Annotated in this window: 12 protein-coding genes; 6 read left to right on the top strand and 6 right to left on the bottom strand. The window is 71.5% G+C overall.

The window, feature by feature from the left end:
- Positions 1-37 precede the first annotated feature (37 nt).
- Genes gatC through gatB form a run of 4 tightly spaced genes read left to right on the top strand, consistent with a single transcriptional unit; the run spans position 38 to position 3,612 of the window.
- Positions 38-337, top strand: coding sequence for an Asp-tRNA(Asn)/Glu-tRNA(Gln) amidotransferase subunit GatC (gene gatC, locus DQ392_RS14415; RefSeq protein ID WP_114015983.1), 300 nt, complete (start codon positions 38-40; stop codon positions 335-337).
- Positions 338-342: 5 nt separating this feature from the next.
- Positions 343-1,839, top strand: a complete 1,497-nt coding sequence (gene gatA, locus DQ392_RS14410; protein ID WP_114015982.1) for an Asp-tRNA(Asn)/Glu-tRNA(Gln) amidotransferase subunit GatA — start codon at positions 343-345, stop codon at positions 1,837-1,839.
- The gene (locus DQ392_RS14405) at positions 1,836-2,078 is read left to right on the top strand and encodes a hypothetical protein (protein WP_114015981.1); all 243 of its coding nucleotides are present in this window, start codon (positions 1,836-1,838) and stop codon (positions 2,076-2,078) included. Before gatA ends, DQ392_RS14405 begins: the two co-directional genes overlap by 4 nt.
- A 25-nt stretch (positions 2,079-2,103) precedes the next feature.
- Positions 2,104-3,612, top strand: coding sequence for an Asp-tRNA(Asn)/Glu-tRNA(Gln) amidotransferase subunit GatB (gene gatB, locus DQ392_RS14400; protein ID WP_114015980.1), 1,509 nt, complete (start codon positions 2,104-2,106; stop codon positions 3,610-3,612).
- A gap of 268 nt (positions 3,613-3,880) precedes the next feature.
- On the opposite strand, the gene DQ392_RS14395 is transcribed toward gatB, so the two are convergent.
- Both DQ392_RS14395 and DQ392_RS14390 read right to left on the bottom strand, forming a co-directional pair.
- Complete coding sequence (locus DQ392_RS14395; RefSeq protein WP_114016033.1) at positions 3,881-4,843, bottom strand: MBL fold metallo-hydrolase; 963 nt, start codon at positions 4,841-4,843, stop codon at positions 3,881-3,883.
- Positions 4,844-4,918: 75 nt separating this feature from the next.
- Entirely contained in the window at positions 4,919-5,626 is a 708-nt protein-coding gene (locus tag DQ392_RS14390; protein ID WP_342774942.1) for a GAF and ANTAR domain-containing protein, read from the bottom strand.
- A 245-nt stretch (positions 5,627-5,871) separates the two neighbouring features.
- On the opposite strand from DQ392_RS14390, the gene DQ392_RS14385 reads away from it, so the two are divergent.
- Both DQ392_RS14385 and DQ392_RS14380 read left to right on the top strand, forming a co-directional pair.
- Positions 5,872-7,194, top strand: coding sequence for an AAA family ATPase (locus DQ392_RS14385; protein ID WP_114015979.1), 1,323 nt, complete (start codon positions 5,872-5,874; stop codon positions 7,192-7,194).
- On the top strand, positions 7,191-7,841 hold the full coding sequence (locus tag DQ392_RS14380; protein WP_114015978.1) for a hypothetical protein: 651 nt from the start codon (positions 7,191-7,193) through the stop codon (positions 7,839-7,841). Before DQ392_RS14385 ends, DQ392_RS14380 begins: the two co-directional genes overlap by 4 nt.
- Before the next feature lie 206 nt (positions 7,842-8,047).
- Here DQ392_RS14380 and DQ392_RS14375 read toward each other — a convergent pair whose 3' ends face one another.
- The 4 genes from DQ392_RS14375 to DQ392_RS14360 form a co-directional block, all read right to left on the bottom strand.
- Positions 8,048-8,803 carry an AIM24 family protein gene (locus DQ392_RS14375; RefSeq protein WP_114015977.1) on the bottom strand — a complete coding sequence of 252 codons (756 nt, stop codon included), beginning with the start codon at positions 8,801-8,803 and terminating at the stop codon, positions 8,048-8,050.
- 18 nt (positions 8,804-8,821) lie between these two features.
- Positions 8,822-9,508 carry an AIM24 family protein gene (locus tag DQ392_RS14370; protein ID WP_114015976.1) on the bottom strand — a complete coding sequence of 229 codons (687 nt, stop codon included), beginning with the start codon at positions 9,506-9,508 and terminating at the stop codon, positions 8,822-8,824.
- Positions 9,509-9,521: 13 nt separating this feature from the next.
- On the bottom strand, positions 9,522-11,360 hold the full coding sequence (locus DQ392_RS14365) for a TerD family protein (RefSeq protein ID WP_114015975.1): 1,839 nt from the start codon (positions 11,358-11,360) through the stop codon (positions 9,522-9,524).
- Between the two features lie 160 nt (positions 11,361-11,520).
- Positions 11,521-13,029 carry a M81 family metallopeptidase gene (locus tag DQ392_RS14360; protein WP_114015974.1) on the bottom strand — a complete coding sequence of 503 codons (1,509 nt, stop codon included), beginning with the start codon at positions 13,027-13,029 and terminating at the stop codon, positions 11,521-11,523.
- Between the last annotated feature and the right edge of the window lie 60 nt (positions 13,030-13,089).

The following is a 13,089-nucleotide window of genomic DNA, read 5'->3' as shown; positions in this document are numbered from 1 at the left end:
GGACAATCCGCAACTCACCCATCAAGAGGACCGCCGCATGCCTGGCATCTCACGCGAGGAGGTCGCCCACCTCGCGAAGCTGGCGCGTCTGGAGCTGAAGGACGAAGAGCTCGATCACTTCGCCGGTCAGCTCGACGACATCATCGGCGCGGTAGCCGCCGTCTCTGAAGTCGCCGACGACGCTGCCGTACCGCCGACCTCCCACCCGCTCCCGCTGACGAACGTCATGCGGCAGGACGAGGTCCGTCCGTCGCTGACCCCGCAGCAGGCGCTTTCCGGAGCGCCTGCGCGAGAGCAGCAGCGTTTCAAGGTGCCGCAGATCCTGGGGGAGGAGTGACCGGGATGGCCGGTGAACTGATCAAGCTGACCGCCGCCGAGCTGGCGGCGGGGATCGCGCGTGGCGAGCTGACCGCGGTCGAGGTGACCGAGGCGCACCTGGCCCGGATCGAGGCCGTGGACGAGAAGGTCAACGCGTTCTTGCACGTGGACCGCGAGGGCGCGCTCGCGCAGGCCCGCGAGGTGGACGCCAAGCGGGAGCGCGGCGAGAAGCTGGGCCCGCTGGCGGGGGTGCCGCTGGCGCTGAAGGACCTGTTCACCACCGAGGGCGTGCCGACGACCGCGGGCTCGAAGATCCTCCAGGGCTGGGTGCCGCCGTACGACGCGACGGTCACCAAGCGGCTCAAGGACGCCGACGTCGTCATCATCGGCAAGACCAACATGGACGAGTTCGCCATGGGCTCGTCGACGGAGAACAGCGCGTACGGCCCGACGGGCAACCCGTGGGACCTCACCCGCATCCCGGGAGGTTCGGGGGGCGGCTCGGCCGCTTCGCTCGCGGCGTACGAGGCGCCGCTGGCGATCGGTACGGACACCGGTGGCTCCATCCGCCAGCCGGCGGCCGTGACCGGGACCGTCGGTGTGAAGCCGACGTACGGCGGTGTCTCCCGCTACGGCATGGTCGCGTTCTCCTCGTCGCTCGACCAGGGCGGCCCGTGTGCCCGTACGGTGCTGGACGCGGCGCTGCTGCACAGCGTGATCGCGGGCCACGACGAGAAGGACTCGACGTCCATCGCGCAGCCGGTCCCCGACGTGGTGGAGGCGGCGCGGAACGGCGAGGTCAAGGGCCTGCGGGTCGGCGTCGTCAAGGAGTTCCGCGGCGAGGGCTACCAGGCGGGGGTGATGCAGCGGTTCGACGAGTCGGTCGCGCTGCTGCGTGAGCTGGGCGCCGAGGTGGTGGAGCTGTCCTGCCCCTCGTTCACCAAGGCGCTGGCGGCCTACTACCTGATCGCGCCCTCGGAGTGCTCCTCGAACCTGGCCCGCTTCGACGCCATGCGGTACGGGATGCGGACCGGCGACGACGGTACGCACTCGGCGGAGGAGGTCACCGCGCTGACCCGCGAGGCGGGCTTCGGCGACGAGGTCAAGCGGCGCGTGATGCTGGGCACCTACGCGCTCAGCTCCGGCTACTACGACGCGTACTACGGGTCAGCGCAGAAGGTCCGCACCCTGATCACGCGGGACTTCGAGAAGGCGTTCGAGCAGGTGGACGTCGTGGTCTCGCCGACCACGCCGACCACCGCCTTCCCGATCGGGGAGCGCGCCGACGACCCGGTGGCGATGTACCTCGCCGACCTGTGCACCATCCCGTCCAACCTGGCGGGCAACTCCGCCATGTCGATCCCGTGCGGTCTCGCGCCGGAGGACGGGCTCCCCGTGGGGCTGCAAATCATCGCCCCCGCCATGGCCGATGACAGGCTCTACCGTGTCGGTGCGGCCGTGGAGGCCGCCTACCAGGCACGTTGGGGTCACCCGCTGCTAGAGGAGGCACCGTCGCTGTGAGTTCGAAGCTTGAGAAGGCCAAGGGTTTCAAGAAGTCCAGGACCGGGCTGTACTTCTCCATCGCCACGTCGCTCATCGGTGTCCCCGGCACCGTCAAGCGCGCCAAGGAGGCGCGGAAGGAAGGGGACACGCTTCAGCTGATCGACGTGGCGGTCTCCGCGGCCGGCATCGTCACCGGCGTCGTGCTGCTCGTGCGTGAGCTGCGCCGTCTCGACGTCGACGACATCCTCGACGACTGACGCGGTCGAGAAAGGTAAAGTTTCCGTGACCGTCACCGAACTGGTGTCGTACGACGAGGCGCTGGCCTCCTACGACCCCGTCATGGGCCTCGAGGTCCACGTCGAGCTCGGCACCAGGACCAAGATGTTCTGCGGCTGCTCGACCGAGCTGGGCGCCGACGCGAACAGCCAGGTCTGCCCCACCTGCCTCGGCCTGCCCGGCGCCCTGCCCGTCGTCAACAGGACGGGCGTCGAGTCGGCCATCCGCATCGGCCTCGCGCTGAACTGCTCCATCGCCGACTGGTGCCGCTTCGCCCGGAAGAACTACTTCTACCCGGACATGCCGAAGAACTTCCAGACCTCCCAGTACGACGAGCCGATCGCCTTCGACGGCTATCTGGACGTCCAGCTGGAGGACGGCGAGGTCTTCCGCGTCGAGATCGAGCGCGCCCACATGGAGGAGGACACCGGCAAGTCCACCCACGTGGGCGGTGCCACCGGGCGCATCCACGGCGCCTCGCACTCGCTGCTCGACTACAACCGGGCCGGTATCCCGCTCATCGAGATCGTCACCAAGCCCATCCAGGGCGCCGGTGAGCGCGCCCCCGAGGTCGCCAAGGCCTACGTCGCCGAGCTGCGCGAGCTGATCAAGGCGCTCGGCGTCTCCGACGCCCGCATGGAGATGGGCCAGATGCGCTGCGACGTGAACCTCTCGCTGCGCCCCAAGGGCGTGGAGAAGTTCGGCACCCGCAGCGAGACGAAGAACGTCAACTCGCTGCGCAGCGTCGAGCGTGCGGCCCGGTTCGAGATCCAGCGGCACGCCGCCGTGCTCTCGTCCGGCGGCACCATCATCCAGGAGACCCGCCACTTCCACGAGGAGGACGGCTCCACCACCTCGGGCCGCGTCAAGGAGGAGGCGGAGGACTACCGCTACTTCCCCGAGCCCGACCTGGTGCCCGTCGCGCCCTCGCGCGAGTGGGTCGAGGAGCTGCGCGGCACGCTGCCGGAGCTGCCGCGGGTGCGCCGGATGCGGCTGCGCGAGGAGTGGGGCATCTCCGAGCACGAGATGCAGTCGGTCCTCAACGCCGGTGCGGTGGACCCGATCGTCGCCACCGTGGACGCGGGCGCGCCCGCCGACCAGGCCCGCAAGTGGTGGATGGGCGAGCTGGCGCGCCGCGCCAACGAGGACGGCGTCGAGCTGACCGCGCTTCCCATCACGCCCGAGCAGGTCGCCCGGATCTGCGCGCTGGTCGCCGAGGGCTCCCTCAACGACAAGCTGGCCCGGCAGACCATCGAGGGCGTGCTGGCCGGTGAGGGCACCCCGGACGAGGTTGTCGGCAAGCGCGGCCTGGCCGTCGTCTCCGACGAGGGGGCGCTCGGCGCCGCCGTGGACGAGGCGATCGCGGGCAACCCGGACGTCGCCGAGAAGATCCGCGGCGGCAAGGTCCAGGCCGCCGGCGCCCTGGTGGGCGCCGTCATGAAGGCGACGCGCGGCCAGGCGGACGCCGGCCGCGCCCGCCAGATGATCCTGGAGCGGCTCGGCGTGGAGGGCTGACCTCCGCGCCTCGACGATGTGTCAGGGCGGCGCCCCGCGCGGGCGCCGCCCCTGCGAGGGCCCGCCGGTCGCCGACCGCCGGGCCCTTCGCCATGCCCGCCGGGTCGCCGGCGCATCCGCCGGGCCCTTCGCCGTTGCCCGCCGGGTCCTTGGCGTGTGCGCCGGGCTCCGCTGGGGGCTATGCCGGGCCCGCCGGGTCCTCGGCGTTCAGCCGGGGTCGCGTGGCCGCGGCCGGTGCCGCCCGGGTCCGCCCGCAGGGGGGCCCGCGTCAGGCGCGTTCCGCGGCGAACGCCGCCACGTCCTCCATGACCTGGGCGAGGGGGAGCGGCGGTGTCCCGTCCAGGTGGCGGTACTCCGAGCCGACGGTCACGACCAGGCGTTCTGCCAGGGCCAGTTCGGGCCGGCGTGCCTCGTCGGCCACCTCGCGGGCCGCGTCGAGTGCGGAGACGCCCCGCGCGTGCAGGGCGTGCGCGCGCTCGCGGAGGTGGGCGAGGTAGTCGATGTGGTCGCGGAGACCGTCGGGGTCCAGCACGGGGCCGTGGCCTGGGACGATGGTCTCGGCGCCGGTGGCCAGCACCCGCTCGCACGCGGCGATGACGTTGGCGAGCGGACCCGCCCAGTGGATCGCGTGGTCACCGGGCGACTCGGGGGTCGTACCGAAGACGATGTCGCCGGTGAAGACCACGCCGTGCTCGGGCAGGTGGACCGTCATGTCCCCCGCGGTGTGCGCGGGCGGCAGGCTGGTGAGCACGACGGTGTGCGCGCCGACCGTCAGCTCCAGTTCGCCCTCGAACACCGTGGTGGGCGCCACGACCCGGGTGGACGACCAGTCGAAGTGGCCGAAGTGGCGGGCGAGGTAGGCGCCCAGGGGTGAGTCGCCCGCCGCCTCGATCAGGCCGCTCAGCTGCTGCGGGGTCGGTTCGATCTCGAGGTGGTGGCGCGCCTCACGCGTCGCGATCACCTCGGCGCCCGGCAGTACGTCGGCGCCCCACAGGTGGTCGCCGTTGGCGTGCGTGACGGCTATGCGCCCGATCGGGGCGTCGCCCAGAACTTCCCGGGACGCGGCGAGGAACGCCTCGGCCATCGGCCGGTCGTAGGGCGTGTCGATCCACAGGCCTTCCGCCGCGCTGGTGACCAGTCCGCAGTTGGCGAGTCCCCACCCGCGCTCGGGAGGGTTCCACAGGTAGAGGCCGTCACCGAGGACACGGAGATTCGAAGGAGTGAGCACCATGGGGCCGATTATGCCGTCGGCGCCGCGGCGGGTGGGGGCGGGCAGGGACCGCGGCACGCCCGGGCGGCCGGGAGGTCATCGGTCGACCGCGCCGGGGATCTCTCCCGTCTCGGCGACCGTGCGGGCGATGTCGCGCAGTTTCACGTTCTGCGTCTGCGAGCTCTCCTTCAAGACGGTGAACGCCTGCTGCGCGGGTATGGAGTACCGCTCCATGAGGATGCCCATGGCGGCGCCGATGTCGTGCCGGGAGGCCATGGCCGTCTCCAGTTGCGCGTGGCTGCGGGCGCTGGAGAAGGCGACGGCCGCGTGGGAGGCCAGCAGCCAGCCGATGTGCTCGGAGCGCTCGGTGAATGCGCCGGGGTGCGGTGAGTACATGTTCAGCGCTCCGAGGTTGTCGTCCTCGGTGTACAGGCAGAAGCCCATGATGCTGCCGATCCCCAGCTCCCGGGCGCGCGGCACGTACCGGGCCCAGCGCTCCTCCTCGCGGGTGACGTCCTCGATCCGGTAGACCTCGTGCGCGTACCGGGCCGCGTCGAAGCAGGGGCCCTCGCCGACCTCCTCCTGCACCGCGTCCGAGGTGTGCACCAGGTCACTGTTGGCGGCCAGGGTGCGTACCCGTCTGCCGCCCTCGATCACCAGCACCCCCGAGTCCTGGCAGCCGTCCACCAGCTTCACCGCGTGCGCCACGATGCGGTCGAGCGTCTTGTCCACCGAGGTCTGCGCCAGCAGGTCCCGTGCCATGTCCGCCAGCCGTGTGGCCAGCTCCGCGTCAGCCTTCGTCAAAGCCCTCGCCTCCCACACGGCTCGGCCGTTTCTCGAGAGGCACGCTACCCCCGGCCGCTGTGTGTGGCGGACCCGGTGCCGGGTCCGACCGACCGGGAAGGCATGGGGGCGGGGCCCGGGGCCGACCGGGCCCCGTGCGTCTCGGAGGCGAAGACCCTCCCGGTGCGGAGCGGTCCTGGGACATGGGCACCGCGAACGTCGCTAGGCTGGGCCGCGTGCGCCACGGTCGCAGGTCGGAGGATTGAATGATCACGCAGGTCCGGGTGGACGGCTTCAAGTCCTTCGTGGGATTTCACCTCGACGTGCCGCCGTCATTGATCATGCTGGGGGCGAACGGGGCGGGGAAGTCCAACCTGTTCGACGCGCTGCGGCTGGCGGCGGGCACGGTGCTACACGGGTTCGAGGAGACTGTCGCGGAAGACGTCCGGCTTTCGCCGAAGGGACTGTTCCACCGGGGCGGAGACGAAGGGCGTGTGCAGCCCGACGCGTTCACCATCGAGGTGGGGATGGTGGTACCGGCCGCGGAGGGGCCGTTGCCGTTGCGGCTGCGGCTGACCGTTGCACGCGAACAACGCGAACCGGGTCTTCCCAGCGCTCCCGGTCTCGTCCGTGGCAAGAGCGCCGTGTGGGTCAGCAGCCTCCAGACGGCCGACTGGGTGCGGAATATCGGGCTGGACGACGGGGTGCTCTCAGCGATGCACCAGGCACGCGAGCGGTTCCTGGCTCGGACGGGTACGGAGATCGTTCCCGTCGGGCAGGGGCAGGGATACCTCCCGGGCTCTGGCAGCGAGGGCACGAGCCAGGACGACCTGTTCGACGTCTTCCCGGAAAGCCGGGGTGCGGCTGAGCTGCTGGGCCTTGTGGCGAATGAGTGCCGTGGGTGGGAGCCCCTTCAGCTCCGCCCCGAGAGCATGCGGCAACTGTCACCTGCCGGTCTGGACGCCCCGCTGGGGGTGCGCGGCGATCATCTGGCACTTGCTCTGGCACGGCTGGAGCGGGCACCTGCGCATATCTGGGGACGGTATGTCGCCGACTGCGCCGGGTTGGTCGAAGGACTGCGCGACGTGCGGCCGTATCTCATCGAGCGGCGGGACGAGTACGACTTCGAGGTGGAGTTCGAGCACACCGGCTGGCTGGTCCCCTCGCTGCTGTCCGATGGCACCCTGCGGATGCTGGGCCTGCTCGCCGCCTCCATGGACCCCTTGCGGCCCGGCACGCTGTGTGTGGAAGAGCTGGAGAACGGCATGCACCCCTCGTACGTCGCGGATCTGGTGCGCCGGCTACGACGCCGGGTGGGGGTCTCAACCGGGCCGCAGCGCAGGCGCGCCCCGTACCGGCAGCTGATTGCGACGACGCATTCGCCCGCCCTTCTGGCAGCCCTCCGCACGGACCTCAGCGGCAGCCTCGTCTTCCTGGAGCAGGCACACCGCACGAATCCCCGGGATCGCACCGTCTCCCGGGTGACTCGCGCGCTGCCGCTGCGTGCAGGTGAGGACGTGCCGGGGGCGTCGATCTCACCCGACCAGATCGCCAGGCTCCTGCGCCGGCTGGGTCAGGAGGCGGCGTGAAGGAGGAGTTTTTGCGGCCCGGTCTGCTGTGCGAGGGCAACAGCGACGAGAGGTATCTGTCCCATCTGATCCACAAGCAGTTGCTTGATCTGCTGCACGCGTCGGACCGGCACGTCAACGTCCTCGGCTGCGAGGTTTCCGATATCCGTACCACCAGGCCGGCCGACGACGTGCTGACGGAGGCGCGGTCGCTCGCCCGGGACTGCCAAGTGCTCTTCGTACACTGCGACTGGGACGCCGCCGACAAGGCACGTGCCTACGTCGCGGGGCTGGAGAAATGGCGTGCGGAGCACAGGCGTGTTGCCCAGACGGTCGCTCTGGTGCCGGTGCTGATGACGGAATCGTGGATGCTGGCGGACAAGGGCGCGCTGGAGAAGGTCGTTCCGGGGCTGGACCTCGACGGCTATCCGTACGGCACGCCTGCCGAGGTGGAGAAGCATGTGGGGTGTGGCGGGAAGGCGAAGGGGGAGAAACTGGGGCCCAAGCAGGTGTGGAAGCAACTGCTGGGTACGGACGCCCACGCTGTGCTCCAGGACGACGCCGACCGGCTGGTGGAGTACACCGACCTGAACGAACTGGACAAGGTGCCCTCCTACCGCGTGTGGCGGGACGCGACCGAGGCGGCGCTCAGGCCCCGCTATCTGTGACCGTTCCCGCAGTGGGTCGGGCCGGTCCGGCAGGAGCGGCCGACCCCGTTTCAGGCCCCGCGGCTGCTTCTCGGCGGAGGCGCAGCTGGTCTTGGCGACGGGAAGGCGAGTGCGAGGGACGGCGTCGTGGTCTCGTACGGCGGGTGATGAACCGGCGACGGCTGTCCCCTCGCGATACTGCGAGGGGACAGCCGCCCCTGGCCGGTCTACCGGTTGGTGAAGATGTTGCCCTGGTTCTGGCCGTGGGCGCCCTGCGCGCCCATGCCGTACTGGGCGCGCAGCCCGCCGCCGATCTCGGCGCCCTGCGGCGGCAGGAGCTCGCTGGGCTGGACGAGCGCGTAGCCCTGGCCCAGGAACGACAGTTCCCAGCCCTCGCCGGTGCTGCCGCGGCGGCGCCAGACGCCCTGCGAGGAGGTCTGGGCCTGCATCTGGACGCGCAGGCCGCTGGACCAGGCGACAACCGCGTCGGAGTCGGCGTTGACGTAGGTGTCCGGGGTGACGTTCAGCAGCAGCGGCTGGCCCGAGGTCATCAGCGCGACCCTGCCGGAGCCTGTGATGTTGAGGTTGTAGGCGCCGGTGCCTGAGATGCCGAACTGGCTGTCCACGGAGATGATCTCGTGGTGCAGCGTGGAGTCCATGGCCAGGACGTAGGCGGCGTCCACGGTGAGTCCGTCGTGGTCGACGTCGACCACGTGGACGTACTGCGCCAGGTTGGCCAGGAACACCGTGCCCTGGCCCGAGCAGCGCATCAGCGGCAGCTGCTCGCGGGCGGGCCCGCGGCGCTGTCCGTGTGTGGCGTACTCGGCGTCGAACTCCAGCAGCCCCTGGTAGGCGACCATCGCGCCCTGGCGGGCCAGCACGTCGTCGTGCCCGGTCAGCTGGACCCGCAGCAGCTGCGGGTTCTGCACCGCGTACCGGTCCTCGGTCTGGATCTCGGCGTAGCCGAAGAGTGAGCTCTGCACGGCTGTTCTCCTTCCCCCTCAGCCCCGGACGCGGATGCGGTCCGTGCTGTCCTCGTTCGGCTGGACGACGACGAAGCCTTGGCCCGAGAAGGCGATCTGGTAGGCCTCGCCGCTGCCGCGGCCGATGAGGGCGCTCGCCTTCATGCTGCGCTTGCCCTTCATCTTCAGGCCGCTGGACCAGGCCACGAGCGCGTCCGGGTCGACGTACGTCTCGTCCTCGCCGCGCCCGCAGTCGACGACGACGGGTGCGCCGCGCGAGGTCAGAGCGACCCATCCGGTGCCGCGGACGCCGACGTTGAACAGGCCCTGGCCGGCGAACTTGGCCAGGCCCTTGACCCGCTCGACGCCCCACTGGAGGTGGGCGTCGAAGGCGAGGAGGTTGGTGCCGTTGACCGAAAGGGACTCCTCGTTGAGGTTGAGGCAGACCACGTCGGCGCCGTAGTCGGCCAGGTAGAGCAGGCCGTCGCCGCGGCAGAGCATCAGCGGGTTCTGCTCGCCGGTCAGCCACTGGGAGGCCATCTGGCGGACGGCGGGCGGGTTGGCCTCGTACTGGACGAAGCCCTCGTAGGCGACCATCGACCCGGGCCGTGCGAACAGGTCATGACCCGACTGCATGGCGACCTTCACCATGTGGGCGCCGTGGTTGTGCATCCTGGCTGCCACGGGGGCGGGCGCGAAGCCCGCGAGTGCTGCTGGCTGGTTCATGACGGGCTCCCCCTCAGACCTCGTACGGCTGGACGACGATGAAGTTGCCGGGCGCGCCCCGGAACTGGAGGTTCACGGACTCGCCGCTGTGCCCCGGGTAGGCGTTGCGGCGCAGCCGCACCTGGCTGGAGATGATCACCTGGGCCGCCGCCGACCAGGCCACCACGGCCTGCGCGTCGGCGAACGTCGTGGGCGTGACCGGCAGGACGACGGGCGTGCCCTGCGTCTTGACGACGACGGTTCCGGTGCCGGAGAACTGCATGGTGAACAGGGCGCCGCCGGGGATGCCGTGGCCCTCGATCCGGCGCACCTCGTGCTGGAGCGACTCGTCGAAGGCGAGCACGTTCTCGGCGGAGACGCAGAGCGAGTCGCCCTGGAGTTCCACCGGGTGCACGTGTGCCGCGTTCTCGGCGAAGAAGACCTGGCCGCGGCCGCTGCACCGCATCAGCTGCATCTCCTGGCCGGTCGCGTTGCCGACCACGCGCCCGGTGAATCCCGCGCCCTTGTAGGAGAAGTCGACCTTGCCCTGGTAGAGCACCATGCTGCCCTGCTTGGCGAGCACGGGTTGGCCGTCGATGCCGATGTCGGCGCGGACGAGGGACGGGTTCTGCAACGTCCAGCGCTGACCGGTCGGCACCTCGTGGAACTTCTGGAGCGCCGCGCCGATGCCCGCGGCCGGGCCCTGCGGAACCTGCGGGACCTGCGGTGCCTGGCCGGCGCCGAAGCCGCCGGGGCCCGGCGGCTGCTGGGCGAACGGGTTGGACAGCTGCCCGCCCCCTGGTGGGACGGGCGGCCCCGGCTGCGCGGGCGCCTGCGGGGTTCCGTACGGCTGGGGCGCTTGCGGCGCCTGGGGCATCCCGGGGGCGCCGTACTGCTGTCCTGGCGGCCCCGGCTGCTGCGGCGGTGGCGGCACCTGGCCGCCGTGCTGCGGCTGGAAGGGCGAGGGAGCGACCATGGTGGGCGCACCGTGCACATCCGGAGTCGGCGGCTGAGGCGGCTGCGGGGCCTGCGGCTGCTGGGGTACCTGCGGCTGGTGAGGCGCCGGGGGCTGCTGGGCCGCCTGCGGCTGTGCCGGAGCAGGCGGGTGCGGTGCCTGCGGTGCCTGCGGCTGTGCTGGGGCCGGGGCCGGGGGCGCCGGAGCCTGCTGCTGTACGGGCTGCGGCTGTTGCGGAGCCGGTGCCTGGGGCTGCTGCGGGGCCGCGGCCCCGGGCGGCGGCGCGAAGCCGGGCGCGGGCTGCCGCGGTGCGGAGGCACCGCCGCCTGGCGGCGCGAAACCGGGCACACCCTGGTCAGGGGCGGCCTGCTGCCCCTGCCCCTGCTCCTCGGCGACCTCGCCGCCGAAGTTCTTCAGCAGTGCGTCCAGCCCGCCGTCGAATCCCTGGCCGATCGCGGCGAACCGCCAGACGTCGTTCTTGCGGTAGATGTCGCCCAGCATCACCGCGCGCTCGGTGCTGAACTCCGAGCCGTCGAAGGCGTACCGCGCGACTTCCTCGCCGCCCGCGACGATGCGGATGTAGCCCGGACCGATCTGCGACATCTGTCCGGCGCCGTCGAGCGCTGCCGTGAAGGAGAGCCGCTGTACCTGCAGCGGTATGCGCTCCAGGGTGACCCGGAAGGACTCGGTGTCCCCGGCCTGCGCGCCCAGCAGCTGGAGCGACTCCTCGGGCGACTTGGGCTGGTTGAAGAAGATGAAGTAGCGGTCGTCGGAGAGCTGCTCCTGCTCGTCGAGACCGAAACAGCTGATGTCGAAGGAGAGTCCCCCGCCGGTGATCTGCACGCCCACGTACAGATCGGTGCCCGCCGTCAGATCGCTGATCCTGGCCTTGTGGCCGCGCTGCAATTCCATGGGCATACCTGAACGACCGTCCCCCATCCCGTGGTGGTGCGTGCTTCGGGCCATGCGGCCGCCTTCCGGCTGTCCCCCGTGCCCGGTGACGGCCGGGCGGTGACAGTTCCCACAGGCTAACGGGTGCCGCGGGCCCCGGGCCCGGGCATGGTGTCACGGCTGCGTCTCACAACAGCACCGGCACCGTCCCCGGGTCCTCGAACCCCTCGTCGTCGAAGGGGTACAGCGGGCGGGCCACGTGGTGGTGGCCGAGCCGGAGCAGGTCCTGGTCCACGCCGCCGGGGGTCAGCGCGAGGAGCCAGTCAGCGGCCATGTCGTACAGCTCCGGCTCCAGGTAGCCGATCTTGACGACGACGAGGTCGTACCCGAGCGGGTCGAGTTCGCCGAAGTCCGCCCTGGTGTGGAAAGGGGTGCGGCGTTCGGTGAGGACGGCGGTGACTCCGCCGTGGCGCACGGCTGCGGCCCGCACGCCGCCGAGTGTTTGCAGAGAGACGACCTCTCCGGCAAGTTCACAGGGCTCGGCGTGGACGCCGCTGCCCGCGCTCACGTGCCCGCCGACCTTCAGCGTCACCTCGGCGCCGGTGCCCGCGGCGAAGCAGGCGGCCAAGGCGGCGGGGTCGTGGATGCCGGGGTGCAGTGCTGTGACGCGGCCCGCCGCCAGGTCGTCGTCGGCAAGGAGCCTGCTCAGCATGTAGGCCAGGTCGCCGGCGCCGCCGGCCGTCGGGTTGTCGCCCGAGTCGCTGATGAGGAAGGGGCGCGCGGTGGAGGCCACCGCCGCGGCGATGCACTCGTCCGCCTGGCCGGTCGGCCCGACGAAGGTGAAGTCGTGCCGCGCCTCCCAGTAGCGCCGGGCCAGCGCCCCGGCCTGTTCCAGCGCGAGGTCGGCGTCGTCCCCGGTGACCACGACGGCGGCCCGGCAGCGCGGCTCGTCCGCCCACGCGTAGCCCACCCAGATCGCCGCGTCGCAGATTCCGTCCCTCGCCTCGACGTCGGCGAGTGAGCCATAGAGCGACTTGGCGGGCTCCAGCCTGGTGCTGGTCTTCTCGCCGGGCAGCAGGACGGGCACCTGCACCCAGGCGCGGTGCGGCCGTCCCGCGCCGGTGGCCAGGCGCTCGACAAGTTTGCGTGCGGCGCGCTCCCGGGTCTCCCAGGCGTCCTCGTGCGGGGCGAGCCGGTGCGCGGTCAGCAGATCGAGGTGGCGGGCGAAGTCGTGGGAGACGTTGCCGTGCAGGTCCATCGCCGCGGAGATCAGCGTGTCGGGCCCGGCCGCCTCGCGGACGGCCGCGGTCAGTTCGGCCTCGGCGTCGGTGAGCCCCACGACGCTCATGGCGCCGTGGATGTCGTAGACGAGACCGTCGAGCGGTGCGGCGTCGCGGACGCGGGTGACCAGTTCGTCGCGGATGCGCTCGAACGTCTCCCGTACCACGGGCCCGCCCGGCAGGGCCACCGCGTGGACCAGCGGCACCCACTCCACCAGGGGCGCCAGCCCGTCGTCGGGGCGCGTCCAGGTGTAGCGCGCGAGCAGGTCGGCGCCGCGGGTGACGCGGAAGTCCTCGTAGGAGGAGCGGTGCGGGCAGAACTCGCTGGACTCGATCGCCATGCCGCCGATGCCGATGCGCAGCCTGCGGCGCGGGGCGCCGGCGCCGACGGGGCCGGGGAGGGAGGTCGGTGTCATCGGGAGGGAGGTTCCTTCCTGCGGACGCTGTCTTCCTGCGGACGCTGTAGGGGATGAGGG

The organism is Streptomyces reniochalinae, assembly GCF_003323735.1.
GTDB lineage: Bacteria > Actinomycetota > Actinomycetes > Streptomycetales > Streptomycetaceae > Streptomyces > Streptomyces reniochalinae.
This window is presented reverse-complemented; position numbering and strand designations above follow the sequence as displayed.